23 protein-coding genes are annotated in these 25,376 nt (G+C 48.4%); 8 read left to right on the top strand and 15 right to left on the bottom strand.

Annotated elements, in window-relative coordinates; translation table 11 throughout:
• Positions 1-119: 119 nt before the first annotated feature.
• The 5 genes from mltF to GM173_RS10795 all read right to left on the bottom strand — a co-directional run bounded on the left by mltF (position 120) and on the right by GM173_RS10795 (position 5,209).
• Positions 120-1,577, bottom strand: coding sequence for a membrane-bound lytic murein transglycosylase MltF (gene mltF / locus GM173_RS10815; RefSeq protein WP_203571393.1), 1,458 nt, complete (start codon positions 1,575-1,577; stop codon positions 120-122).
• 281 nt (positions 1,578-1,858) lie between these two features.
• Positions 1,859-2,734 (bottom strand): ankyrin repeat domain-containing protein, encoded by an 876-nt coding sequence (locus GM173_RS10810; protein ID WP_203571392.1) that lies wholly within the window; start codon positions 2,732-2,734, stop codon positions 1,859-1,861.
• Positions 2,735-2,829: 95 nt separating this feature from the next.
• Complete coding sequence (locus GM173_RS10805) at positions 2,830-3,084, bottom strand: hypothetical protein (protein ID WP_203571391.1); 255 nt, start codon at positions 3,082-3,084, stop codon at positions 2,830-2,832.
• Positions 3,081-3,887: an aminodeoxychorismate lyase gene (pabC, locus tag GM173_RS10800; RefSeq protein ID WP_203571390.1), complete on the bottom strand. Its 807-nt coding sequence runs from the start codon at positions 3,885-3,887 to the stop codon at positions 3,081-3,083. Before pabC ends, GM173_RS10805 begins: the two co-directional genes overlap by 4 nt.
• Positions 3,887-5,209: an aminodeoxychorismate synthase component I gene (locus GM173_RS10795; RefSeq protein ID WP_203571389.1), complete on the bottom strand. Its 1,323-nt coding sequence runs from the start codon at positions 5,207-5,209 to the stop codon at positions 3,887-3,889. The genes pabC and GM173_RS10795 overlap by 1 nt, the downstream gene beginning before the upstream one ends.
• A 51-nt stretch (positions 5,210-5,260) precedes the next feature.
• Between GM173_RS10795 and GM173_RS10790 the strand changes: the two genes are divergently transcribed.
• The gene (locus GM173_RS10790; RefSeq protein ID WP_203571388.1) at positions 5,261-5,764 is read left to right on the top strand and encodes a lipocalin family protein; all 504 of its coding nucleotides are present in this window, start codon (positions 5,261-5,263) and stop codon (positions 5,762-5,764) included.
• Between the two features lie 199 nt (positions 5,765-5,963).
• The gene (locus GM173_RS10785) at positions 5,964-6,920 is read left to right on the top strand and encodes a substrate-binding domain-containing protein (protein ID WP_203571387.1); all 957 of its coding nucleotides are present in this window, start codon (positions 5,964-5,966) and stop codon (positions 6,918-6,920) included.
• A 376-nt stretch (positions 6,921-7,296) separates the two neighbouring features.
• On the opposite strand, the gene fabF is transcribed toward GM173_RS10785, so the two are convergent.
• From fabF to GM173_RS10745, 8 genes are all read right to left on the bottom strand, one after another.
• Positions 7,297-8,538, bottom strand: coding sequence for a beta-ketoacyl-ACP synthase II (fabF, locus tag GM173_RS10780; protein WP_203571386.1), 1,242 nt, complete (start codon positions 8,536-8,538; stop codon positions 7,297-7,299).
• A gap of 157 nt (positions 8,539-8,695) precedes the next feature.
• Complete coding sequence (gene acpP / locus GM173_RS10775; RefSeq protein WP_203571385.1) at positions 8,696-8,935, bottom strand: acyl carrier protein; 240 nt, start codon at positions 8,933-8,935, stop codon at positions 8,696-8,698.
• A 186-nt stretch (positions 8,936-9,121) separates the two neighbouring features.
• Positions 9,122-9,865 carry a 3-oxoacyl-ACP reductase FabG gene (fabG, locus tag GM173_RS10770; RefSeq protein ID WP_203571384.1) on the bottom strand — a complete coding sequence of 248 codons (744 nt, stop codon included), beginning with the start codon at positions 9,863-9,865 and terminating at the stop codon, positions 9,122-9,124.
• An 82-nt stretch (positions 9,866-9,947) separates the two neighbouring features.
• Entirely contained in the window at positions 9,948-10,874 is a 927-nt protein-coding gene (gene fabD / locus GM173_RS10765) for an ACP S-malonyltransferase (RefSeq protein WP_203571383.1), read from the bottom strand.
• 61 nt (positions 10,875-10,935) lie between these two features.
• Positions 10,936-11,895: a beta-ketoacyl-ACP synthase III gene (locus tag GM173_RS10760; protein ID WP_275412348.1), complete on the bottom strand. Its 960-nt coding sequence runs from the start codon at positions 11,893-11,895 to the stop codon at positions 10,936-10,938.
• 73 nt (positions 11,896-11,968) lie between these two features.
• The gene (gene plsX, locus GM173_RS10755) at positions 11,969-13,009 is read right to left on the bottom strand and encodes a phosphate acyltransferase PlsX (RefSeq protein ID WP_203571381.1); all 1,041 of its coding nucleotides are present in this window, start codon (positions 13,007-13,009) and stop codon (positions 11,969-11,971) included.
• A 193-nt stretch (positions 13,010-13,202) separates the two neighbouring features.
• The gene (gene rpmF, locus GM173_RS10750) at positions 13,203-13,382 is read right to left on the bottom strand and encodes a 50S ribosomal protein L32 (RefSeq protein WP_173532309.1); all 180 of its coding nucleotides are present in this window, start codon (positions 13,380-13,382) and stop codon (positions 13,203-13,205) included.
• Between the two features lie 28 nt (positions 13,383-13,410).
• A complete protein-coding gene (locus GM173_RS10745; protein WP_203571380.1) occupies positions 13,411-13,905 on the bottom strand; it encodes a YceD family protein in 495 nt (164 codons plus the stop codon).
• A 95-nt stretch (positions 13,906-14,000) separates the two neighbouring features.
• Here GM173_RS10745 and GM173_RS10740 point away from each other — a divergent pair, with 95 nt between their 5' ends.
• Positions 14,001-14,606 (top strand): Maf family protein, encoded by a 606-nt coding sequence (locus GM173_RS10740; protein WP_203571379.1) that lies wholly within the window; start codon positions 14,001-14,003, stop codon positions 14,604-14,606.
• Between the two features lie 203 nt (positions 14,607-14,809).
• A complete protein-coding gene (locus tag GM173_RS10735) occupies positions 14,810-15,517 on the top strand; it encodes an SAM-dependent methyltransferase (protein WP_203571378.1) in 708 nt (235 codons plus the stop codon).
• Between the two features lie 158 nt (positions 15,518-15,675).
• Here GM173_RS10735 and GM173_RS10730 read toward each other — a convergent pair whose 3' ends face one another.
• Complete coding sequence (locus GM173_RS10730) at positions 15,676-18,279, bottom strand: sensor domain-containing protein (protein ID WP_203571377.1); 2,604 nt, start codon at positions 18,277-18,279, stop codon at positions 15,676-15,678.
• 240 nt (positions 18,280-18,519) lie between these two features.
• Between GM173_RS10730 and GM173_RS10725 the strand changes: the two genes are divergently transcribed.
• The 3 genes from GM173_RS10725 (at position 18,520) to GM173_RS10715 (ending at position 20,954) form a co-directional block, all read left to right on the top strand.
• Complete coding sequence (locus tag GM173_RS10725) at positions 18,520-19,311, top strand: substrate-binding periplasmic protein (RefSeq protein ID WP_203571376.1); 792 nt, start codon at positions 18,520-18,522, stop codon at positions 19,309-19,311.
• A gap of 130 nt (positions 19,312-19,441) precedes the next feature.
• On the top strand, positions 19,442-20,074 hold the full coding sequence (locus tag GM173_RS10720) for a hypothetical protein (protein WP_203571375.1): 633 nt from the start codon (positions 19,442-19,444) through the stop codon (positions 20,072-20,074).
• A gap of 253 nt (positions 20,075-20,327) precedes the next feature.
• Positions 20,328-20,954, top strand: coding sequence for a nucleotide-binding protein (locus GM173_RS10715; RefSeq protein WP_203571374.1), 627 nt, complete (start codon positions 20,328-20,330; stop codon positions 20,952-20,954).
• 219 nt (positions 20,955-21,173) lie between these two features.
• On the opposite strand, the gene GM173_RS10710 is transcribed toward GM173_RS10715, so the two are convergent.
• A complete protein-coding gene (locus GM173_RS10710; protein ID WP_275412347.1) occupies positions 21,174-24,086 on the bottom strand; it encodes a glycosyl hydrolase family 18 protein in 2,913 nt (970 codons plus the stop codon).
• Positions 24,087-24,734: 648 nt separating this feature from the next.
• Here GM173_RS10710 and GM173_RS10705 point away from each other — a divergent pair.
• Positions 24,735-25,328 (top strand): 6-pyruvoyl trahydropterin synthase family protein, encoded by a 594-nt coding sequence (locus GM173_RS10705; RefSeq protein ID WP_203571373.1) that lies wholly within the window; start codon positions 24,735-24,737, stop codon positions 25,326-25,328.
• Positions 25,329-25,376: the final 48 nt, after the last annotated feature.

Here is a 25,376-nt window from a genome sequence, read left to right as displayed (position 1 = left end):
CCGCTATTGTACTAGAAATGCGCACAGGCGCTGCGAATCACAAGCAAGCCAAAAACGACAAACAGGGTATAAGCCAAGAGCCCTTATCTAATAAAGACTAGGAAGCAATACCGGCACCATTACAATGATGCCAAACGCTTGGGCTTGATCACATTGAGCTTACTATTAATATCCAAAGTCAAATTGCCGGGATTATGCACAACGACCGTATTAGAAAACTCAGGCAGCGTCACTTTGCTAGGTCTTTCAAAACGCACCAAAATATCGTAATACGATTTTAAGCGTTCCACATAAATCACCGGAGCACCGCCGCGCGCATAGCCATATTTCAGCGTACTAAAATGCTCAGGTTTACGCAGCAACGGCAATACGCCTTTTAAATCAGTCCAGCTATCTGGATTTCGATTCAAGCGCAGCGCCAAGGTGCGTGCATCCTCCACATGTCCCATACCAATATTGTAGGCAGCCAGTGCGATCCAAGTACGATCCGGCTCAGGAATCGTTTCAGGAATGCCATTGCGCATCATTTGTACATAACGAGCACCGCCCAAAATACTCTCACGCGGATTTAAGCGATCAACCCCCAACAACGAGGCGGTATCATTAGTCAGCATCATAATGCCGCGCACGCCCGTTGGAGAAATAGACTCATTATCCCAGTGCGACTCTTGGTAAGCGAGGGCCGCCAGCAAACGCCAATCGATCCCCGTTTCGGCTTCGGCTTGCAAAAAAGCAGCTCGGAATTTGGGTAGCGTCGATTTGATTCGCCCAAGGTAAGTCAGCGCATCGAGCGCATCAACCCGATTTACGTGCCCATAATAGCGATCTTGCAATCGAGCCAGCGTGCCTTCGGCCATCACTTGCCGGAAATAAGCCGAAGCCATCGTACGCAGTTGCGGATCTTCATCACGCACCGCCCAAGACAATTGCTGAGTGTTATTAGCAAATGACTTTGAAATAGCGACATTCGGATAGTAATTTTGTGCAACATCCGCCGCATGCGAATCAACTACGGCGTAAGCTAATTGACCACTTGATACTTGCTCAATCAAGTCTTCATTATCAGCTTGAGCCACGACGTTCATTTGCAAATTGGGATATTGTGCTTTTTGTTGGCTCAGTGAATCCAGATATTGCGGCAAAGTGCTTAATGGCGCTTGGCCTTGCTGGATTTCTTTTAACACATCCGCTTCACTACGCGATGCGGCATACACCAATACCGGCGTCACGTTTTGATAGGCAGGCCCAAATAATAAGCCTTCACCATCGACACCACGATGCACGCCAACCGCCAAATGCGCTTCGTTTTGCTTTAAACGCTGCACCACCTCGGCATAGGTCGCCACCATAATGAAGCGAACATTTAAATTATTCAGCTCAGCAAATCGGGTGACTAGATCATATTCAAGACCGGCATAACGACCTTCGGCATCGACATACAGCGTCGTGGGGCCATTTTGTACCAGCACGGTTAATTCTTTGGATTCCGCCCATGGTAATACACGCTGGAACTGCGACGAATGCTCGCCACAACCCAAAAGTACGCACGCCGAGAGCGCAATCAAGAATTTCTTCATGCCGATCCTGTTCCTTACAAAGATGGCGCATTGTGCCTAACTTTTTCCAAAACGACAAACAATAATTGTTGGCAAACAAGGACTTGCATTAGCAAGCCCTTATTTTACAGGGGTTCAGCAGGAAGCAATTTATCGAAAATAACTCTAAAAAAACGCCCATTCAGGGGAAAAAAATGCTTTTTCTACCGCAATCAATTGGGTAGCCAACGCAAAAGATCAAAGGAGACGCAGGACAAAAATAGAGGACGTCACCGCGAAAATCGGGTGGTTTAAACTGCTGATTAGACAAAAAGATGCTGAAATTTACCCGAATCAGGATGCAGCATGGCAATTTCGTAAGCAGTTTGCCCACAGTGATCGGGGGCGTGGGGATCAACGCCGTGACTAAGCAATAACTCAACCATACGTCGCTGCCCTGCTTGCGCCGCGTAGTGCAATGCAGTTTTGCCATTGTGATCTTGAGCCGCTGGGGCTAAGCCATTCTCGAGCAAGAGCACTGCGGCGCTAATTCTGCCTTTTGCCGCAGCAACCATTAGCGGGGTCACCTCATCGTGATCACACACATCCAAGCGCACCCGAAACCGCAATAACAATTGCAGTCCTGCACAATGATCTGTTCCAGCAAACAAATGCGGTAGTTGTCGGCCTTGCGGATCTGCAACTTTCGCATTTGCGCCATTTTGCAGCAATCGCTCCACGGTACTTAAGTGCCCGTAGTAGACCGCCCACCACAACGCGGTAAGCCCATCGGCATCGGGCTCGTCGATTCGAACGCCGCCTTTGATTTGCTCTTGCAAAACCAAATCATCGCCTTGTTTAGCGGCCTCCAAAAAGGCAGACAAATCGAAATCCCGAATATGAATTGCTGAAGTACCGACATCCTCCTCGTAACCCCATATCGCGGCGTCACTACCGATTCCCATGACTTGGTCGTGTATTTGCTGAATCACAAATAGTTCGTGCGCCACATCAGGGGGAAAGCCAGCGCGGTCACCTCGGCTATCAAAGAGTAAATCATTTAAAAACGCAACCAAGGCTTCATGCCCCCACAATTGAGCGATTCGTTCCGCTATTCGTGGGTAATTCAGCAGCAATAATTTAGGCGCATTTTTCTCGCCCAAATGCTCAATCAGCTGATGAGCCAATGCAGCATCCATGATTCTTCTCCACCACAACTTTGTCACCCTTCATCTATAGACTGCTTTTGGGAAAACAGAGAGGTGATTATCAAATAATCAAGGATAACAATCGCTTAAGGGGTCGGTTTAGGTGGGCAATACTTGGCATAATCAGCCTGCAAAACTTTGAGCTTGTCCTGCATTTTTCGCACATCATAGGGCTGATTATTCCCAGTCAAACGGCGCTGAATCAAGCTCTGTTCTTTGCTGATTTTCGCACAGCGCTGCGCTTCTAATGCAGCCAATTTGGCAGGATCGCCTTTGTAATACTCTTGCGCTTGCGCCAATCCGGCCAACATCATTAATGTGATTATCAGGGTAGATTTCATTTGTTTTGACCCAAAATGTGCTGAATGTGTTGCATCCATTCGTTATCAACAGGCCAGCGATGCTGCTCGATTTGCCGTACAGGCACGCAAGCGGCCAAGCTATTACACACAAAAATGGCACTGGCCGAATAAAGCTCAGCCAAGGTCAGCTTAGCTTCTTTAGTACATATATCGCTAAAGCCATTTAGTAATAAAAGCATATCTCGATATACCCCAGCTACACCAGCATCGTTTAATGTCGGCGTACACCAAACACCGTCGATCAGAGCAAACACATTGCTCATCACGCCCTCGACAACGTAACCATCACGATCAAGCATCAAACCATCAAAGATATTAGGATCAGTCCATTCTCGGCGTGCCAAAACGTTTTCGAGTCGATTCAGGTGTTTGACACCAGCCAAAGCGGGCTGCCAAGAAGCACGTGTTTTGCAAATACGCAATACCGCACCTTCGGTATATATAGTCGCTGGATAGACCGGTAATGCAGCTTTTTGCACAATCCGGTTAGGCTGAATATCGCCAGGTGTCACATAGCCGCGCACCGACTCGCCCCGCGTGACGATGATTTTAATACTGTGATCAATCGGCTGAAGTTGCGCAATATCAGCCAGCAAAGTCGCCTCGCTCGGCGCGGTCATGCCTAGACGCGCACAATCGCTGGCGAGTTTGCCATAGTGCTGCGACCAAAACTCAATTTGACCCGCGGTCACCTTCATCGTCCGAAACACGCCATCACCAAACTGAATTGCGCGATCACTTAAACTTAGGCTCTCTGCCAACACGCCATTGACCAAACGCATCAGCCTTGCACTCCCAAGGCCCGCAACAAACCACGCGCTTTGTGACGTGTTTCTTGCAATTCGCGTTCAGCATCCGAATCAGCGACAACGCCAGCGCCAGCACGGAAATATAGCTGCTCGCCACGCTGCACAAAGGTGCGAATTAGAATATTACTATCCATACTGCCATCGCGATTGATATAACCTAAGCTACCGGTATAGGCTAACCGTGGACGATCTTCGAGCTCGCGAATAATTTGCATACAACGCACTTTCGGGCAACCGGTGATCGTGCCGCCCGGAAACAAGGCACGCAACACATCGGCCGCGTTCAAGCCATCGCGCAGCACTGCACGGATATTCGATTCAATATGATGAACAAAGGAATACGTCGCCACCGCCATCAACTCATCGACTTTCACGGTCCCCGGCACCGCAAGTCGCCCCAAATCATTGCGCTCTAAATCGACTAGCATAATGTGCTCGGCACGCTCTTTCGGCGTATTGAGCAAGCGCTGCTTGAGTGCTTCATCCTCGATCGGATCAAGTGAGCGCGCAAAAGTCCCCGCAATCGGCCGAGTTTGCACAACACCATCTGTCACTTGCACCAAGCGCTCCGGCGACGAGCTGACAATTTGCCCCGCCGCCCCCAAATCCAAATACGCTGAAAAAGGCGCTGGATTGGCAATGCGCAGCGCGGCATACACATCGGTCGCCGTGCCTTGCGCGAGCGACACATCCCAGCCACGAGACAAATTCACTTGAAATACGTCACCGTCGACGATGTACTGCTTGGCCCGCGCGACGCCATCGAGAAATTGCTGCGGCTCGTCTTCGGAAATTGCCGCGATCTGCAAGGGCTGCGCTTGCCATTCGGTCAAATTAGCCAGCAAATCTTGCAACTGCGCGAGCTGCTCGGGCGTTTCTGCCAACAAGGTGGTCGTTTGCGTTTCACGTTCCATCAAAATCGCGGCAGGGCAACGAATTAAAGCGCCCAGAGGAAAGTCAATATACTCCCCCATTGTACGCGCCTGAACACTAGGTTCAAAAATCTCTAGCAACTCATACCCTGCATAGAATACCCAGCCGCCATCAAAGGGAAGTTGATTCTTGTTCGGTGCTGATGCAGCATCAATTGATAGTTCAGCTAAATCTCGCACCAAGCGTGCGCCGTCACCCGCTGCGTACAGGCGTGTCTCGCTCGGTAGGGCAAATAAAATATCCCAGCCTTGCGTTTGCGACGATTGCAATAGCGCAGGAAATTGCTGTGGAGCTTGCGCCGCCAGCGCGAGTAAATCCGGCGTAGACGGCAAAACGGCAGTAAAATAGTTAAATTCAGGCATAGGCGCTATTGTAGCAGGAGCGCTGCCAACTCACAGTAGAGAAGACCGCCAATGAAACGACTTTTCATCACCGCCCTGCTCGCCAGCCAATCCCTGATGGCAGCAGACCTGCCAACAGTGCAATCCGTACCGCAAGTGGATTTAGCGCGCTATGTCGGCACTTGGCATGAGATTGCCCGCTTTCCGATGTATTTTCAAAATCAGTGCGTGGGTGATGTCACCGCCAATTACAGCAAAATGGACAATGGCAAAATCAAAGTGATTAATCGCTGCCGTACCAAGGATGGTGAATTTGATCAAGCGGAAGGCAGTGCCAGCGTTGTCGAAAACACCGGTAATGCCCAACTCAAAGTTAGCTTTTTTTGGCCGTTTCGCGCTGATTATTGGATCATTGGCCTCGACCCTGAATATCGCTGGGCCGTCGTCGGCAATCCAAATCGCAAATACCTGTGGATTTTGTCACGTACAAAAAATATGACTGCGGATGACTTAGCCGCAGCCAAAGCCACCGCGCTCGCGCAAGGCTACGATCTGCAGCAATTAATCAGTCAGTAGCAAATTAAACATCATCCAGACGTTACAAGCATTTTTATACGAGTGCTGAGGTAACGAGGCAAACGTGTAAACCAACGTAAAACACTTCATCCGCAAATTAAACCGCCTATCGGTACGGCACTTTAAAGTTGTCAGAATTGAGCTAAAACATGGCATATTCAGTGCAATTCAGACAAAACACTTTGCGAGACTCCATTTCATGCGCCATTGCCGTGCTCATAAAAGTCTACTACCGCTGCTTTTGCTGTGCGGCATGGCGCAGATTGTCCACGCTGCAGACGCACCATGGCCCAATTCGATTGGCGTCAGCATTTCCAGCTTAGAAAATCCTTACTTTGTCGCGCTGTCGCACGGCGCGCGTGATAAAGCGAAGCAAATCAATCCCAAAGTCAAATTTAGTGTGGCTTCCGCCGGTTACAGTGTAGATAAGCAAATTGCTCAAATCCAAACCATGATTCAGCAAAAAGTACAGCTGATCTTAGTCAGTGCCTCAGCTGAAGACGGGCTCGTACAGGTGCTCACAACAGCACGCCAGCAGGGCATTATTGTGATTGGTGTTGACGTGCGCGCCAAAGGCGCAATGCAAACAGTACTCACCCACAATATCAACGCTGGATATTTGGTGTGCGATTATCTTGCCCGCAGTCTGAATGGCAAAGGCCGCGCCGCGATTCAGACTGGACCACAGGTTTCGTCAGTGATTGATCGAGTAGCCGGCTGCAAACAAGCGTGGGCTAAATATCCGGGTATTGAATTACTCAGTGAAACTGAAAATGGCGAAGGCTCGGTCTGGGGTGGCTATGTGGCAACTCAGCAATTAATCAAGCAACGCGGTCCGGTTGATATGATTTTTGCAATTAATGATCGACAAGCGATTGGCACACAGCAAGCACTAGAAAAAGCCAAACATGCGCATACCAAAATTGGCTCGGTTGATGGTTCGCAAGCGGTGGTCAATGCGATTGCGCAAGGCTCAGCCATCATTGCAACAGCAAGTCAGTCACCCAGAACGATGGGACAGCGCGCCATCACACTGGCGCTTGCGCTGCATGCGGGCGAAAAAATCAGTTCTGAATTTGAGCTCATGCAACCGACATTGGTCACCATCAGCAATGCAAAAGACTTTAAAGCATGGGATGCCAATCAAGGCAACTAATTGGCAATGTTCAGATCCAGTACTGATATTAGAATTAAGTTTCTCGACCCTCGCGTTCGGGTTTATAAAACCCCTCATATCAAGTCGACGAAGTCGGTGCAGATATATGGATCGCCTTCTCTTACTTCGCACAGCAAAAAGAGAAGCCAGTCACCGTCGTAGATTGCGGCTGTAAAATACCGTGCTGCAGGTACTCAAAGCCAACTAATTAGATGTATATCCTCAAAGCCTTTGTTGTAAATTGACTTGAAAGACATACCCAAGCAAGCACTTAGACTTAAGCCCGCAACACACTCCCCCACCGAGCACTCAACAAATAAAATAACCAGCACAAAAAAAGCCACCCGCAGGTGGCTTTTTCAATCATCAATTCAACTTAAACTTTTTTAAACACCAGCGTGCCGTTGGTGCCGCCAAAACCAAATGAATTCGAGATCGCAACGTCGATCTTCATATCACGTGCGGTATTCGCACAGTAATCCAAATCGCAGCCCGATTCAAAATCTTGCTCAAACAGATTAATCGTCGGTGGCGATACTTGATGATGCAGCGCCAAGATCGAATAAACTGCTTCAACTCCGCCTGCACCGCCCAATAAGTGGCCAGTCATTGATTTAGTTGAGTTCACGACGAGTTTTTTCGCGTGATCGCCAAAAGCAATTTTCAATGCATTGGTTTCATTCGCATCACCCAATGGCGTCGACGTGCCGTGCGCATTCACGTATTGCACTTGATCTGGATTCACACCCGCATCACGCAATGCATTCGCAACGCCACGTGCCGGACCTTCAGCGCTTGGAGCGGTAATGTGATGTGCGTCTGAACTCATACCGAAACCAGCAAGTTCTGCGTAGATCGTCGCACCGCGTTTTTTCGCGTGTTCGTATTCTTCCAGCACCAAGATGCCCGCGCCTTCGCCCATCACGAAGCCATCGCGGCCTTTATCCCATGGACGTGAAGCAGTTTTTGGATCGTCATTGCGGGTTGATAACGCCTTCATTGCGCCAAAGCCGCCAATCGCCATTTTGCAGATCGTGCCTTCTGCACCACCAGCAATCATCACATCGGCATCACCGTACTGAATAATCCGTGCCGCGTCGCCAATGCTGTGCGCACCGGTGGTACACGCCGAAACGATACCATAACTTGGGCCTTGATAGCCTTTCATAATGGAAACGTGGCCTGCAATCATATTGATCAATGAGCCTGGAATAAAGAACGGGCCGATTTTACGAGTGCCGCCTTCAAGATATGCGGCATTGGTTTGCTCAATTAATTGCAAACCACCAATACCCGAACCAATATTCACGCCAACACGCGTTTTATCCAGATCCGCAATATCATCGAGCCCCGAATCGCTAATCGCCTGCATTGCTGCTGCGATACCGTAATGAATGAAATCATCCATCCGGCGCGCGTCTTTTGGATTCACGTATTGTGAAACGTCGAAATCTTTTACTTGACCTGCAACACGGCAACCCATATCACTCGGATCAAAACGAGTGATCAAATCAATGCCAGATTGACCTGCTACTAGGTTGGCCCAGCCAGTGGCAATATCATTGCCAACAGGGGAAACTTGGCCCAATCCGGTGACAACTACTCTGCGTTTAGACACGGGTTCACTCCGCTTTAAACTGGGTATCCCCAGCCGTACTGATAACAGCCGAACAAGCTCAGCAACTGTGGCTTATCCGATATTTTTATCAGACTAAATATGAAAAAACCCCCGCGACGACACAAATGTGCCGCAACGGAGGTCGGGTCGTACTGAATTACTTGCTCAGGTGAGCTGACACATAGTCAACAGCTTGCTGAACTGTAGTGATCTTTTCTGCATCTTCGTCAGGGATTTCGCACTCGAATTCTTCTTCCAGTGCCATTACGAGTTCAACGGTGTCGAGTGAGTCGGCGCCGAGGTCGTTTACGAATGATGATTCAATCTTAACGTCAGTTTCTGGCACGCCGAGTTGCTCAGCAACGATCTTCTTCACGCGTTGTTCTAGGTTTTCCATGGATGTATATTCCCAAGCCTTTATTAGCTTAATGTTCGAAAAAAACGTTGGCATTCTACCAAAAAAACGGCATTGCAAACAGGTTTTAGGGTTTTCTTGTACAAAATGTACAAAATGTACAAGAAAATCAAAGCAAAAAAATCTGCCAAATCCAGTCAACATGCGGCTTTGCCGCCTGTTAGCCGATTAGTTCATAAACATGCCGCCATTCACATGAATGGTGTTGCCAGTAATGTATCCGGCCTTGTCCGAGGCCAAAAAGCCCACGGCATCGGCGATATCTTTTGGATCACCCAAGCGGCCCAAAGCAATATTAGCGACCAAATGTGCTTTTTGCTCATCCGGCAAGCCTTTGGTCATGTCAGTATCGATAAAGCCAGGGGCAACCGCATTCACTGTCACGCCACGGCTACCGATTTCTTTGGCCAATGATTTAGTAAAGCCAAACAAAGCGGCTTTCGCGGCGGAGTAATTGGTTTGCCCAGCATTACCCGTCGCCCCCACTACCGAAGCAATATTAATGATCCGACCCCAGCGGGCTTTCATCATATTGCGCATCACGGCTTTGGATAATTTGTAAACTGGCTTCAGATTGGTATCCATGATGGCATCCCACTCTTCGTCTTTCATCCGCATTAATAAATTGTCGCGCGTGATGCCCGCGTTATTGACCAAAATGGCAATCGGGCCAAAATCTTTTTCAACTTGCGCCACAATCGCGTCACACGCGCCATCTTCAGTAACTTGCAAACGCACGCCAGCGCCACTTGCTCCCGCAGCTTGTAAATAGCTGGTAATTGCTGACGCGCCAGAATCACTGGTCGCAGTTCCAATCACCGTCGCGCCTTGTGACGCCAACTCTAAAGCAATAGCCTGACCAATCCCACGCGATGCGCCTGTGACTAAAGCGACTTTACCCTGCAAACTCATTAAGCACTCCTTCATCGAGGTATATCTTATTGAGGCAATGCTGCTAACGACTAACAGCACATACCCAAACCATTTATTTTAATTACAATACTGACTTCAATTGCTCAAGGCTCGCGGCATCAACTAAAGCGACACCTTGCAGATCAGCAGAAATCCGTTTGTTTAAACCAGCCAAGACTTTACCTGGGCCACATTCGGCCACCACGGTCACGCCATCGGCGGCCATTTTTTGTACGGTTTCAACCCAACGTACCGGCTGATAGAGTTGACGCACCAAGGCATCACGAATTTGCTCGCCATCTTGATAAGCCGCCACATCGGCATTGTGCAATACCGGCACAATCGGCGTATTTATTTGCACCGTTGCCAATTTTGCTGCGAGTTTTTCTGCCGCAGGCTTCATCAAATCACAATGTGAAGGCACAGAAACAGGCAGCAACATGGCGCGTTTTGCGCCGCGCGCTTTACATGCCTCACAAGCACGCTCTACAGCAGCTTTACTACCGGCAATCACCACTTGGCCTGGTGAATTAAAATTCACCGCTTGCACCACTTCGCCTTGCGCGGCTTCGGCACACGCTTCGATAATCAACTCGTCGCTCAAGCCCAGCACGGCTGCCATGGCACCTGTGCCGGCGGGTACGGCTTCTTGCATTGCCTCAGCACGCAAACGCACCAATTGCAGCGCATCGCCAAAGCTTAAAGCTTCTGCCGCGACCAAGGCAGTGTATTCGCCTAAGCTATGCCCTGCCATCACGACTGGCATCGCGCCGCCTTGTGATTGCCACGCGCGCCATGCTGCTACCCCCGCGGTCAACATCAAAGGTTGAGTATTCACAGTTGCGTTAATCGCTTCGAGCGGGCCTTCTGAAGCCATCGCCCACATATCCTCGCCCAAAACACCGGAAGCCTCGTCAAACGTGGCTTTCACCACGGCAAGGTCGCTCCAGCCATTCATCATGCCGATTGATTGCGAACCTTGACCTGGAAATACAAAAGCTAAAGACATTAATTTATTCCTTTCAAACAGTAAAACGGCGCTTGAACAGCGCCGCATACAATCTATCAAATCAATATTTAACGAGCACCGAGCCCCAAGCAAAGCCACCACCAATCCCTTCCATTAACAAGGTTTGGCCGCGCTGAATCTTACCACTGCGCACGCCGGCGTCCAACGCCAATGGGATCGATGCTGCCGAGGTATTGCCGTGCTGATCGACGGTGACAATCACATTATCCATAGCCATCTGCAAATGTTTTGCGGTGGATTCAATAATGCGAATATTGGCTTGATGCGGCACCAGCCAATCAATATCAGTTTTTTCCAAGCCCGCTTTGGCCAAAGTGCTTTCAGCGACTTCCGCCAAGGCTTTCACGGCGAATTTAAACACCGCATTGCCTTCCATATACACATAGGGATTACCGACCAGCGCACCTTGTTTAGGGCGTGCGTCGGTTTTCAAAATGCCGTTGTAGCGACCATCGGCGTGCAGATGTGTGGCCAAAATGCCTGGTTCTTCAGAAGCTTTCAGCACCACAGCACCTGCACCATCACCAAACAAAATACAAGTGCCGCGATCATTCCAGTCGATCAAATTCGATAAGGTTTCTGCGCCAACCACCACGGCACATTTCGCCGCGCCACTTTTCACAAATTGATCGGCAGTGGTCAGTGCATAAACAAAGCCAGCGCATACGGCTTGCATATCAAATGCCGGAAAGCCATGTACACCGAGTTTGTTTTGCAAAATGCAGGCCGTTGATGGAAAGATATTATCCGGCGTCGTGGTCGCCACAATCAGCAAATCGACTTCGCTTTTATCAACCCCGGCGGCGGCCAAAGCGCGCTCAACGGCAATCAATGCTAAATCAGAGGTTAATTGCTCTGGGGAAGCCAAATGGCGCTGGCGAATCCCGGTGCGCGATACGATCCATTCATCGGTTGTATCGACTTGTTGCGCCAACTCGGCATTAGTAAGAATTTTTTCTGGTAAGTAAGAACCAGTGCCTGCAATACGGGAATACATCAACGTCCCCTCATTATTTTAATCTGGGTATTGTCTTGCAGCCATTTCATTACAATAGCTACAAGCCAATACCCAATCAATTTACCGTAGATTCCACCACTGCATTCAGATGCAGCAACTCTTGCTCGACCTGCTCGGTAATGCGTTGAATCATGCCAGAGCGCGCTTCCTCAACGGCTTGCGCCAACGCCCAGTAGAAAGCGTTTTTATTCGCGCCGCCATGACTTTTTACCACAATCCCGCGCAAGCCCAAGAAAGATGCGCCATTAAAGCGATCTGGATCCAATCGTGATTTAAAACGCTTTAATAAAGGCATCGCCAACAGCGCGACGAATTTGGTAAACCAATTCCGGTTGAATTCTTCTTTCAAGAAGGTGGCAATCATCTTGACCAGCCCTTCCGAAACTTTCAAGGCCACATTGCCAGTGAAACCATCGCAGGCCACCACATCAACCGTACCACGATAGATATCGTTACCTTCGACATTGCCATGGAAATTCAAACGCGTTTTGCGGATCATCTCCGCAGCCTCTTTCACCGCCTCATTGCCTTTGATGTCTTCCGAGCCAATATTGAGCAAGCCCACAGTTGGCGCATTCACATGCTTCAAAGCCGCAAACATGGCCGAGCCCATAATGGCAAATTGTGTTAATTGCAACGGCGTTGAATCGACATTGGCACCCAAATCGAGCATGGCCGTTTGGCCTTTCATCGTTGGCATTAATTTGGCAATCGCCGGGCGATCAATCCCCGGAATGGTTTTGAGCACAAAGCGTGCCGTCGCCATCAAAGCACCGGTATTACCGGCAGAAACACAGGCATTCGCCTCACCCGATTTCACCAAATTAATGGCAACGCGCATCGACGAATCTTTTTTATTTTTCATCGCCGATTGCGGTGACTCATCCATCGTCACCACTTCAGTTGCAGCATGGATACGCAAACGCGGGTGCGTTACGGCATGATGCGCTTTTAATTCAGCAGCAATAGCATCTTCAAGCCCAACCAAAACGATATTGACATCGGGATTGTCGCGCAAAAAGCGCAATGCGGCAGGCACCGTGACATGGGTACCGTGATCGCCACCCATGGCATCAACTGCGACAGTGATATCCATCAGTACACCTTAAAATCAAAAACAGAGGAACATAATCGTCAGCCCTTGAAGGCGACGACGCCCCTAAATCCACTCAAAGACTAGAATGACGAACGGCGCAAGGGAGTAATTCTCAAAGAGACACTCACTTGCGCCGTAATACTGGCTAGCTAGGCGAAGATACACCTACTCAGCTAAAACAGCCAGGTTGCGATTATTCGCCCTTAGCTTTGATCACACGACGGCCATTGTAAAAACCGTTCGGAGAAATGTGGTGTGGACGATGAACTTCACCTGTTGCTGCATCAACAGACAATGCTGGAGCAGAAAGGAAGTCATGAGCGCGGTGCATGCCACGTTTCGAAGGTGATTTTTTGTTTTGTTGAACTGCCATGTTGTAATACTCCTAAGTACTCAGTTGTTTATTCCGCTTTCCTGGTTTTCAACTGAGCCAGGGCTGCAAACGGATTAGGTTTATCGCTTGCCAATTTGGCCAGCGCGTCATCGCCATCACATACATCATGTGTTAGCGCTACTGGCAAAGCGAGTAAGATCTCATCTTCAACCAGTGTTTCAATATCTAGCTCCGGATCGATCAGAATACCTTCGAGGTCTTCATCGTGCGCCTCAGCGTCGTCGATTTGTTCCTCGGTAGCAAACTGTGTCAACACGGTTTCTGCATGGAGCTGCCAAGGCGCCGCCGATAGGCAGCGCTGACAAATCAATTGCAAAGTACCTTTCACTTCTAAATAAAGCCAAGGGCGCTGCAATTCATCCACACCACTCTCAATATGCCAAACGACTTCGCCTGATGGATTGGCTAACAGATCACTCAAGCGTGAGAGCTGCGAAAGTGGGATAGAACCTTGAAGTTCTCGACCTTCTTGCGCAAATTCCGCGCTATGAATCACCGTCATGTGGCTACTAGCTCGAACCGGAAACCGCGCATGATATAATCGACCACTACCCTCTGTCAAAGTATTTTGTGCTTTTAAGGCCTAAGTTGAACATCATGACCACGACTTCTCACGCGACGACCCCACCACAACTCGTTTTGGCGTCTACATCACTGTATCGAAAAGAACTTTTATCTCGGCTTGGTATTCCGTTTATCACCGCAGCCCCCGATTTGGACGAGTCGCCACTGCCCGAGGAAACCGCCGCGCAGACCAGCGAACGCCTCGCAATTGCAAAAGCGAAAGTACTCGCAGCGCAGTTCCCAAACAGCTTGATTATTGGCTCGGATCAAGTTGCGTTACTCAATGGCGAGCAACTGGGCAAACCAGGCAACTTTGAGCGTGCCGTTCGGCAGTTAGCAAAGATGCGCGGGCAAACCATCGCCTTTCATACGGCACTCTGTCTTTACAATACGGCCACCGGCCATACGCAAAGCCATGTCGATATTACAACCGTGACGATGCGCAATTATAGCGACGCGCAAATTGAAACTTATTTGCAGCGCGAACAACCCTACAATTGCGCTGGCAGTGCTAAAACCGAAGGTTTGGGGATTGTGATGATTGCGGCGATAGAAGGCAAAGACCCCGCTGCAATTATTGGCTTGCCGCTGATTGAGCTGATTACGATGCTCAATGCAGAAGGATTTGCGATTCTGTAATTCAACAAAATCAAAACCTTGAGTCCACGAAAGACACAAAAAGCACAAACAAAAGCAAACACTCGAGCAATCATTGGCGCAATGCTCGAATAAATTCAGGTACGCCCGAATGCTATATTTCGTGTTTTTCATGCTTTTCGTGGACAATTCAGTTTTGCTTTTCGCCCCAAACTGTAATTTCTACTCTTTTGGATCAAAATACCATGTCCGGCATTCTCTACCTTATTCCAGCCCCAATGGGGGGCGATACGCTCAATGACATTCTGCCGGCCGATGTGATTGAAATCGCCAAACGACTCACTCATTTTGTGGTCGAAAATGCCAAAACGACGCGCGCGCATCTAAAAATGTTTGGCACACCGCATGAACTACGTAGCCTGCAAATGGATGAATTATCCGAACACACCAAAGATCACGAAGTCTTTGCGCTCTTAAAACCGCTACTCGATGGGATTGACGTAGGCTTGATGTCAGAAGCAGGCTGCCCCGGCGTGGCCGACCCAGGCGCCCGTCTCGTGCAATTGGCGCATCAACGCGGCATCAAAGTTGTACCACTGGTTGGCCCTTCATCGCTCTTGTTAGCACTGATGGCATCGGGCGCGAATGGGCAAAAATTCCGTTTTAACGGTTATTTACCTTCGGATGCGACAGGTCGCGTAGCTGCGATTCGTCAACTGGAAGCCACATCAACCAAAGAAAGCCAAGCAGAGCTATTCATCGAAACGCCCTACCGCAATGGTGCGCTATTTCAAGCGCTACTAGCCAGCCTAAAACCCGGCACCCGCCTCACTGTGGCCTGCGATATTACGCTGCCCAATCAAGAAATTTTAACGTTGGAAGTTGGACAATGGAAAAAGAAACCCGAGCCAGTGATTCATAAACGGCCTACGGTGTTTATTATCCAAGCCTAGTGGGGGGGTGACGTGGGGCGGCAAAAATCCAGCGCTACCAACCCTCGCACTTGCAACTGCCATTCTCAAAGCACCGAATCAAATCGGCGCTTTGACTACAATCTGTGGCGTATATTGCCAAAAGCAATATACAGCATTGGATACAGAGCAATACCTCATCAATCAAAATAATGATGCAGTTGCTCTGCCCCGACAGGTCTGCCGAATAAATGCCCCTGAAATGCATCACAACCCATGTGCTCTAAACGCTCTTGCTGCTCGGCACACTCGACTCCTTCTGCAATCACCGCAAGATCAAAACCATGCCCCAATGAAATCACCGCTTGCGCCAGCATCGCATTACTCGGATTACAATGAAGATCACGCACAAAGCTAGCATCAATTTTTAATTGCGCGAGCGGCAAGCGTTTTAGATGCAGCAAAGACGAATAACCAGTGCCAAAGTGATCAAGCGAAAAACTGACCCCCAAGGCTTTTAACTCATTCATTTTGCCAATAATCTCATCGATATCTTTCTGCATTGCGCCTTCAGTCAACTCGATTCTGACTCGCGCTGGATTTGCTCCCGTTTGCCGCAGAACACGGATCACACTGTCTACAAAATTAGGATGAGCCAGTTGCAAGCCACTCATATTGACCGCCAACATCCAGGACTGACTCTTTGGGTATCTCGACCAAACACACAGCTGTCCTAAGGCCTGCTCTAATACCCACAAGCCCAGCGGCACAATCACCCCCGTTTCTTCGGCCATAGGGATAAACACCTCGGGCAATACTTTCCCTAAGGTAGGATGCTGCCAACGCACCAATGCTTCGACCCCAAGAATGTGCCCCGCGGCATTACACTGAATTTGGTATTCAAGAAAAAACTGCTCGCGCGTTAAGGCATCGCGCAATGATTTTTCTAAATCAGCTTGAATCGCTGCAGCAGCCTGCATTTCAGGATCAAAAAAACAAGCGGTGTTACGCCCCGCAGCCTTTGCTTGATACATAGCCACATCGGCTTTCTTGAGCAGCTCTTCGATTGAGGTTTGCTCGGCCAAAAACAATACAATACCAATACTCGGGGTACTCAAATGCTCAATACCGCACAAGCTATAGGGCCGACCAAGCGTCTCCAAAATTTTAGTGGCAACCCATTTTGCCTGATTAGCAGCCTCAGCCTCATGCAAACTAAGCGCTTCCAGCAAAATGACAAACTCATCCCCACCCAAGCGCGCCACACTATCACTTTCCCGAACGCACGACAGCAAACGCGCCGAAACTTGCTGCAGTAAAACATCCCCCACATCATGACCATGCGTATCGTTCAATTGTTTGAAATGATCCAAATCTAAAAACATCACCGCGCCATAATGCCCAGAGCGCGCAGAGGCGATCATCGCTTTTTTGATTCGATCCATCAGCAATCGGCGATTAGGCAAGCCGGTTAGCGCATCATAAAATGCCAAACGGTGAATTTCTTGAGTCCGTTGATGCTCTTGCGTAATGTCGCTCACCAAGCCAATAAAAATAGCCTGTCCTGCGCGCGTCGTTTTTGAAACAGACAATCTCATCGGAAATAAACTGCCGTTTTTACGCCTGCCGACCACTTCGCGCGGCTGACCGATCACTCGGTGCTCCCCCGTATCAAAGTGGTGACGCAAATACGCATCGTGGTGGCTTGCATGTGGCTCTGGCATCAATATGGAGACATTTCTACCCACGATTTCATCCGCTTGAAAACCAAAAATGCGACTCGCCGCCGCATTAAAGCTCTCAATCACACCATCGACACCAATCGTAACCACCCCGTCGACCATATTGTCCAAAATGGTTTGTGTATGCTGCGCGGCTTCTTGTTGTTTTTTTTGATCCTGCGCTAGCTGCCTCTCTGCGCGATCGTGCTCAATTGCCAAGCCAATCAAATAAGCCGCGCGCTTAATCGCTTGCAGCTCAATCGCCTGTGGCGAGCAAGGATAAGCATGGTAATTTGCAAAAGTGCCTAACACCTTGCCCTTGGTCGAGATAATGGGAATAGACCAGCACGACGCTAATCCGTGTGAGAGCGCCAAAGCGGCATAATCTTGCCACAGTGGATCGCTGGCGATATCCGCCACAATCGTCGACTGCCCAGTGTAGGCCGCCGTGCCACAAGAACCGACTCCCTGACCAATCGTCAAACCATCAATGGCAGCACAATAATCCGCCGGCAAGCTTGGCGCGACGCCATGTGTTAAGTGCAAGCCACACTCATCTAACAATAAAATTGAACACATTGTCCCGGGAAAAGTCGCCTCAAAACTGCGCGCAAACTGCTCAAGTATGGTTTGCAGAGGGGCGTCTGCCACTTGCAGTTTCAGCATTTCAAGTTCATTGTCGACTTGCTGCTGCAGTTGCTTTTGCTCGGTGATATCAATCGTCGAACCAATAATATATTGCGGCTTACCTTGCTCATCATACAAAGGATTCTTTACCACATAACCAACCCGATTTTGCCCATGCTTAGCACTAAAGAATGTTTCTTCGGATGAGATCGTTTGATGCGCTTCAAAAACACTCAAATCACGCAGAAAAAATCGCTGCCATTGCTCAGCTGGAAAAAACTGCTTAATTTTTTCACCTTTCACCACTGAAAAAGGAACACCTAGTGCTTCTTCACATGCTTTATTCATCAGCAAAGCATTGCCCTGTGCATCTTTGACAAAGCACTGAACTGGCAAAGCATCCAGAAAATCTCGAAAAAAATCGAAATCTTCCGCGGCGAGCTTGTTTATCGGCATGTAAAAAGAGATTCCTCTGCTTATTGTATTCAAATCAACAACATGCAAACCATCACGTTAATATCACATCATTCATCATGGCTGAGAAAACACTGAATAGCAAAACACCAACAACACACCGAGCCAGAGCTCAAAATTGGCGTGGCGGATTTCAGTAACACAGATTGCACTTATTATCTTTTGCTTTGATTTTTTTAGACTAAATTGCAAATAATTCAGTTGTTATACAACGCTAACAGTATGCCCAAAACTAAAGCCCTGTTTATATTCATGATGTGTGTCGCCAGCAACGTTATTGCTGCGCCACAGTGCCCCGCTATGATTAAAGTGGCCTTTTATGATTTCGGCTTGCTCTATTCAGCCGGCAAAGGAATCGATCGAGATGTGATTGACGAACTAAAACAGCGAACAGGCTGCCATTTTGTCAGCACCGTTTTACCGCGCGCACGGATTTGGAAAGATCTCGAGTCTGGCGAGATCGCGATGAGCGTGTCGGGAATACAAAATCCTGCTCGCGAACAATTTGCATGGTTTGCCCCCTATCTCAACATCAAAAATATCAGCGTCATTTCTAAAAACCTCAGCACCACAATCAACTCTTTTGAAGACTTTTTAAACACCCCATCGCTACAGTGGGGCGCAGTTCGCGCCTTTAAACACGGCGAAACACAAGACCAATTCTTAACTCAACTACGGGAACAAAATAGATTGCTTGAAACCGCCAGTGCTGAACAACTCTTTGAGCTACTCAAAGCGGGCCGCATACACGGTTTATTTTCACAAAGTCCCGTATATGGCTACTACATTCCTAAGCTTGGCATGCCGCATTTGATATCGATCCACGATTGGGCACCGCTCGAAAAACCAGTACCTCACGGTCTGATTCTATCGAAAAAACACTTCACAGCCAGTGAAGCTGAGCAATGGAAAAATATCATTCAGACCATGAATACCGACGGCACCATGCAGCGGATTTTAGGCCAGTACTTAACCCATACTGAAGTCAAAAAAACGCTGCATAACAGCCCCTAGCTACCGCTCGTCAACTCACACAGGAAAATCATCCTTTCACCTGAGAATCGGCATTATTTACCTATTAATTCAGTACTTTAAGACGATATAACAACTAGAGACCCATACTGATTTGATGAAGGTGATTGAAATGTCGCTCCAAATTTCCAGCTCCAGCAGCATGACCAGCAATCTTTCTATTAGCAAAGCCAGCGCTGACATGAAACAAATCAAGCCCAGCGAACAGACAGCAGCAAATACTGCAGACAAAGTCATACTCACTGGGCAAACTCCAGAAGCGCTCACTTATAGCAAGCCTCGCGTGATGCCCGCCGAACTGACCACCATGCTCGAAGACTCTGAGCGTCAGGTAGAAGCAATGATGAATTTGATTCGCCCCTTGCTGGAACAACAAGGCTTGACGATGTCCAAAGTCATCAGTGGAGAGCAAAAACTGACGGTAGACCAAGACACCATTGATGCCGCAAAAGCTGCAATCTCTGAAGATGGCGAGATGGGGGTAAGAAAAGTCTCTGAGCGCATTTTAAGCTTTGCCAAATTTGCAATCGGCGATGATCCTGCACAAATGAAAAAAATCCGCGATGCCGTCGAATTAGGGTTTACTCAAGCTAAAGAAGCGCTAGGTGGAACGCTGCCGGAAATCAGCCAACAAACCTACGACACAATCATGGCCGAATTTGACCGCTGGGAACAAGAAGGAATACCTAGCGGCGCAACCGTTAGTCTGCGCCAAGCAGAGCCAAACCAAGACAAACTCAATTAACTTGCTTGCGGCTGCTACGCGTCACCACTTGCCGCTTACCCACCATGGGAGTGCTCAGCGACTGCACCGTAGCAGCAAATTATCAATGCGGCTCAGCAAACTCAGCAGCTGCATTTCAATTTTCCGCCCTCAAAAGTTGACTTATATATTTCAAACTACTTTCACAAAAAAGAAATAATTTAACTAAACCTTCACATTCAGCAAGCAAAACTCTGTCATAATCTTGAATGGTTTTGAATATGAGTTTTCGGTAATGCGTAAAATATTGATCGCCAATCCCAAAGGCGGCAGCGGTAAATCAACCCTATCCACGCATTTAGCAACTTACTTTGCCTGGCAAGAAGACACCGTGATGTTAGGCGATCTAGACAAGCAGCATTCGAGTCACCATTGGCTTGATTTACGCCCCAGCACCCTACCGTTTATCCATCGCTGGGATATCGGCGACGATAAAGTTGCACGCCCACCCAAAGGCTGCCAAGTCGCTATTTTGGACACCCCAGCGTGCTTTAGCGGAAAAAAACTCAAGCATGTCATCAATAAAGTCGATCACGTCATCGTCCCTGTACTGCCTTCTGCATTTGATTTATGGGCCTGCGCTGATTTTTTTGCCGAATTAGCCGAATTAAAATCGGTGCGCCATGATGAAGTAAAAATTGGCGTGGTCGGCATGCGCGTGAATCCACGTACACAATCTGCTCAACAATTACCCGATTTTCTGAGTCGCTACGACCTACCACTACTCACTTGCTTACGCGATACGCAGCTCTACAACCAAACGATACAGCGTGGCATGACATTATTTGATTTGCCCCACTCAAAAACAGAGCGTGACCGTGAAGAATGGCAGCCGCTGATTGATTGGCTCCATATACGTTAAGCACTGAGTACTTGATCCAACATCCCGCTCGTCACAGCGGGATTTTTTTAAAACAGATCAAACACAAGGTTCTGCCCTAAATACAAGTAGACATGTATATCAGCAAAAGCGTTTACACGCATAGCTTTGAGCAATATACGCTTTGATTTCCATAAAAAAACGCCACGATCAAATCGTGGCGTTTTTCATCAACCCAGCAATGCTGGGTCAAAGTCTAACTTATTGCTTGATGCCGTACACTTTGCCGTTTGGCAGAGTCAGCGTTACGTTGCTTGGTACAGTCAGAGGCATAAACACACGCATACCGATAGTGATCGTTTTGCCTGGGCTGAAGTCAGTTACACCCCATGTTGTGCCAACAGTACCCGCTTTGAGCTCGTACGATAGACGGTGGAAACCATTTGGCAAGCCGCCAACGTTCCCTACGGTGCTAGATGCAGGAACCGCAGACCAAGTACCGCCGCTGTAGATATCAACGAGGTTTTCTACACCGTTACCAGCTGGTGGATCGCTTGGTTTCAGGTATTGAACTTCAGATGGTACCAATGGAGTTGATGGGGCCACGTTGAACGACACTTTCGCGCCAGTCAAATCAACATTAGAGTTGTTTTTCAGTTTCACACCAATAGCGAGTGGGTAGTTATCATCGCCTTTTGGTTTGAAGCCAACCAAATCCAATGTCACATCCAACACGTCAGCTGGTTGAACAAACTTCTCATCACCTGCTTTCACACCATACGGTGTTGCTGCACGCAATTTGTTTGCTGCAAGAGCTGTCAAGTAGCTACCCATGCCGTATGAAGAAGTACCATTTTGAGCTGGCGTGCTGTAGTCACCCGCCATTTCCCAGAACATGATACCGCCAGCGCCTTGATCGATTGCGTACTGCACTTTAGCTGCAAATGATTTCTCATTTTCAGTCGACAAGAACACTTTCTTCGTTGGGTTCCACAGCCAAGATGATTTTGCAACATCATCAAAGTATTCGATGTAGCTGCCAGTCACTTGGTTCGCTGGCTTAGTTACATCATGACCGTATTGAGCAACGTATGGAGTTGGCAAGCCATCACGCAAGTTGTTCACGTGCCACAATGGATTCACACCGGCAAACATTTCATTGCCAGCTGCATCACGGTCAAACCACAAGTTATCGATACCTTGTGCACCGAAGCCGCATGGTGCACCCGCTTTCGCGCTCAATGCATCAGGACCTAAGTTACCACCAGTACCGAGGTAGCACTTAGTTTGATCAGCCAGAGCAGAAATACCCCATAGACCATTAGTGCCGCCAGTTACGTTTTGTGAACCGCGAGTGTAGTACGGTAAACCGATATTGATACGACCACCTGCCAATGCAGTACGGAAGTATTTATACGCCCAATCAATGTTCAAGTAGCCTTGCGAATTGTAGTAATGCGCATCACCACCTGAGTAGATTTTCGCATCAGCGATTTCATTGTCTTTACCTGTGTCATACAAGGCCGCATTGTGACCTACGAAGTGGTTCCACGCACCATGCAAGTCATATGTCATCATATTAACGTAATCGAGGTATTTAACCGCTTCGAAGTCTTCCATACCGCGTAGCAAGTAGCCTGACGATGGTGATGCAATCGTCAACATGTAGTACTTGTTATCCGCAACGGCTTGTTTGTCCAACTCGTTACGCAGTGTTTTCATCAAGGCCATATAGCCTTTCCACAAATCACCACGTCTTGCATTACCGATCTTCCAATCTTCTGGATTACCGGCATCATTCATTGAAGTTGGATATTCATAGTCGATATCGATACCATCAAAGCCATATTTCTTCACGAATGCAGCAGCTGATTTAGCAAACGTATCGATACGATCTTGACGTACAGCACCGGTCACAGGGTCAGTCGTCAAGGCATAGAAGCCACCACTTACGGTACGGCCATCAGCTTCATTAAAGAAACCACCAGTTTCAGCCCAGCCACCAACAGAAAGCAGCAATTTCACGCCATTCTTGTTGTTGGTCTTCAACATGTTGAAGTGGCCTTTGTATGGCAGATTAGGATTCAATGCGTATTTCGCACCTTTCTCTGGCCATTCCATACCTACTGAAGAATTATTTGGATCGGCTTCATTACCGATTGAAACTTGCCATTGATCATTCACGTGTGCAAACGCATAGTTCACGTGAGTGATATCACCCCAAGGCACATCTGCACCTAGGTATGCAGGCTGACCGTTTTTACCAGTACGCCAGTTAGTGAAGTAACCGATGCTACGGCGTTTCATGTTGTTAGCGAGTTTTTCACGACCTGCGGTATCGTAAGCATTGCAATACGGTACGTTAGCGACGTCAGACACCAAGCCAGCTGGGCGGCATTGATCTTGCGAGCCAACCACACCTGTTGGAGTTGGTGTTGGCGTTACGACTGCAGTTGCAGTTGGTGTTGGCGTCACGACAGTGGTCGCCGTCGGAGTTGGCGTTACCACTTTAGTTGGTGTTGGGGTTACAACCGAAGTAGCGGTTGGTGTTGGCGTCACAACTAAAGTCGCTGTCGGAGTTGGCGTCACGACTTTCGTTGGCGTTGGAGTAACAACTGAAGTTGCAGTTGGAGTTGGGGTCACGACAGTTGTTGCAGTCGGAGTAGGCGTCACAACTTTAGTTGCTGTTGGCGTTGGCGTTGCAGTGGCATCGCAAGGGCCAAGATCCAACCAAGGTTTACCTGAGCCAACGTTAGTCGCTGGTTCATTGCCTTGTGTCCACCATTGAGCTTTATAGTTACGACCATTCGAGCTCACCAATGCGCCGCCATTGTAGGCAGTTGCGGCATTCCATGCTGCGTAAGTACATGCGCCAGCAGGTGGTGTTGTTGCCGTTGGTGCAGTCGTTGCTGTTGGACCAGCGGTAACGACCGTCGTTGGTGTTGGCGTTACAGTGCCGCCACTTAAAGCTTCCCAAGGGCCCCATTGCTCGGCACCAGGCACGTTACCTTGAGTCCACCATTTAGCTTTGTAGTCTTTGCCAGAGTAGGTCACAACGTCGCCAGCGACGTAAGTAGAAGTGCTATTCCACGCAGTGGCAGCAAACGCATTGACTGAGATCATTGCAATAGCGGCCGGGATAGCTGCAAATGCGATGCGATTCAAATGGGACATTAAAGTCTCCTCCATATTATTGATTGGCATTCATGCTGCAAAATAATTGGTCTTATCCTGCAGCCTAGGGCTGTTACCATTTTGTAAGAAACCAGGCATTAACCCCTGCTGACCGACCGCTTCACTTCTAGGCCGACCTCGGCAATTACGATTAATACTGAAGCCAAATCCCTTGTCAACACCCCAAACTCAAACAAAAATAATTCACGTCTAGCAAAACAGTAACACTCGGAAATTTACTACAAAAAGCAACAAGCCCCATTTTTTCGCACCGCAACATAAAAGCAGTAAACCAATGATTAATATGAATTAATTAGCATCAAAAATGCAGCGCAACACATTAATTAGCATTTACTGATGTAACTAATTGAAGTTTATTGCAGTAGTTAAAACGACAAAAACTTTGCTCAACGCGATACATTTGTGACGAAAATCTCATGTTTTTCTAGCGCCAAAAAAAAGTCGAATCGACAATCTTTCTTTAATCTTTCTTCTTTATTTCTTGAAAGGAATTGGGTATTTTGCCGAGCTCGCGGCAAAACACTGGTATTAAACACGCTCAATAAGCAACGAATAGCCGCGCTCCTGCCTTGCCCTTGCGGCTCGTCTCTGTTAAAAACAAATCTCATTCATTGCCTGCTATTGAATATGCTGATTCGCAAACTATTTAAATTTGAAAACGCCCATATTGTGCGCAACTGCTCATCCGAGCGCTGTCGTACTTCGATTCACGGTCACAGCTATAAAATAGAAGTTTTGCTCGAAGCCGATGCATTAGACAACGGGCAGATGGTTTACGACTTTGGTTTGATGAAAGGTACGATTCGCGATGTGATTGATGCGTTTGATCATGCCATTTGCTTTTGGGATAAAGACGACGCGGAATACATCCGCTTATGCAAAATTTTTTCAGCGCGCTGGATTTCCATGCCCGTATCGCCATCAGCGGAACAATTTGCACGGCTGTTTTTTGTGATTATTGATCAAGTGCTGGCGCAAACCGTGATGGCCAATGGCGAACATGATGTTCGATTGCATTCAATCATCGCGCACGAAACCGAAACAGGTTACGCACAAGCCTTTCGCCACGATGCCTACAATCCTCGGATGGGCGAAATTCAACTATCGCAGATTGAGTTTTCAGCGCAATGCCAGCAAGAATGGATTGATCCTGCGATGTATCAAAAACTACTCGCGGGCGTGAAATTCACCAACCCAGTAGTGCCGCAGCAAGTTCAATAAGCCCAGCGACACAGTAAAAAGCCCGCAAGGATCATTCCATGCGGACTT

This window comes from Deefgea chitinilytica (assembly GCF_016881405.1).
Lineage (GTDB): Bacteria > Pseudomonadota > Gammaproteobacteria > Burkholderiales > Chitinibacteraceae > Deefgea > Deefgea chitinilytica.
The sequence above is the reverse complement of the archived record's forward strand: the minus strand, read 5'-3'. Positions and strand labels throughout refer to the sequence as shown.

Excerpts from the sequence above, each read along its gene's own strand:
- mltF (WP_203571393.1), bottom strand. The coding sequence starts at position 1,577 with ATGAAGAAATTCTTGATTGCGCTCTCGGCGTGCGTACTTTTGGGTTGT.
- GM173_RS10810 (WP_203571392.1), bottom strand. The coding sequence starts at position 2,734 with ATGGATGCTGCATTGGCTCATCAGCTGATTGAGCATTTGGGCGAGAAA.
- GM173_RS10805 (WP_203571391.1), bottom strand. The coding sequence starts at position 3,084 with ATGAAATCTACCCTGATAATCACATTAATGATGTTGGCCGGATTGGCG.
- pabC (WP_203571390.1), bottom strand. The coding sequence starts at position 3,887 with ATGCGTTTGGTCAATGGCGTGTTGGCAGAGAGCCTAAGTTTAAGTGAT.
- GM173_RS10795 (WP_203571389.1), bottom strand. The coding sequence starts at position 5,209 with ATGCCTGAATTTAACTATTTTACTGCCGTTTTGCCGTCTACGCCGGAT.
- GM173_RS10790 (WP_203571388.1), top strand. The coding sequence starts at position 5,261 with ATGAAACGACTTTTCATCACCGCCCTGCTCGCCAGCCAATCCCTGATG.
- GM173_RS10785 (WP_203571387.1), top strand. The coding sequence starts at position 5,964 with ATGCGCCATTGCCGTGCTCATAAAAGTCTACTACCGCTGCTTTTGCTG.
- acpP (WP_203571385.1), bottom strand. The coding sequence starts at position 8,935 with ATGGAAAACCTAGAACAACGCGTGAAGAAGATCGTTGCTGAGCAACTC.
- fabG (WP_203571384.1), bottom strand. The coding sequence starts at position 9,865 with ATGAGTTTGCAGGGTAAAGTCGCTTTAGTCACAGGCGCATCGCGTGGG.
- fabD (WP_203571383.1), bottom strand. The coding sequence starts at position 10,874 with ATGTCTTTAGCTTTTGTATTTCCAGGTCAAGGTTCGCAATCAATCGGC.
- plsX (WP_203571381.1), bottom strand. The coding sequence starts at position 13,009 with ATGGATATCACTGTCGCAGTTGATGCCATGGGTGGCGATCACGGTACC.
- rpmF (WP_173532309.1), bottom strand. The coding sequence starts at position 13,382 with ATGGCAGTTCAACAAAACAAAAAATCACCTTCGAAACGTGGCATGCAC.
- GM173_RS10745 (WP_203571380.1), bottom strand. The coding sequence starts at position 13,905 with ATGACGGTGATTCATAGCGCGGAATTTGCGCAAGAAGGTCGAGAACTT.
- GM173_RS10740 (WP_203571379.1), top strand. The coding sequence starts at position 14,001 with ATGACCACGACTTCTCACGCGACGACCCCACCACAACTCGTTTTGGCG.
- GM173_RS10735 (WP_203571378.1), top strand. The coding sequence starts at position 14,810 with ATGTCCGGCATTCTCTACCTTATTCCAGCCCCAATGGGGGGCGATACG.
- GM173_RS10730 (WP_203571377.1), bottom strand. The coding sequence starts at position 18,279 with ATGCCGATAAACAAGCTCGCCGCGGAAGATTTCGATTTTTTTCGAGAT.
- GM173_RS10725 (WP_203571376.1), top strand. The coding sequence starts at position 18,520 with ATGCCCAAAACTAAAGCCCTGTTTATATTCATGATGTGTGTCGCCAGC.
- GM173_RS10720 (WP_203571375.1), top strand. The coding sequence starts at position 19,442 with ATGTCGCTCCAAATTTCCAGCTCCAGCAGCATGACCAGCAATCTTTCT.
- GM173_RS10715 (WP_203571374.1), top strand. The coding sequence starts at position 20,328 with ATGCGTAAAATATTGATCGCCAATCCCAAAGGCGGCAGCGGTAAATCA.
- GM173_RS10710 (WP_275412347.1), bottom strand. The coding sequence starts at position 24,086 with ATGTCCCATTTGAATCGCATCGCATTTGCAGCTATCCCGGCCGCTATT.
- GM173_RS10705 (WP_203571373.1), top strand. The coding sequence starts at position 24,735 with ATGCTGATTCGCAAACTATTTAAATTTGAAAACGCCCATATTGTGCGC.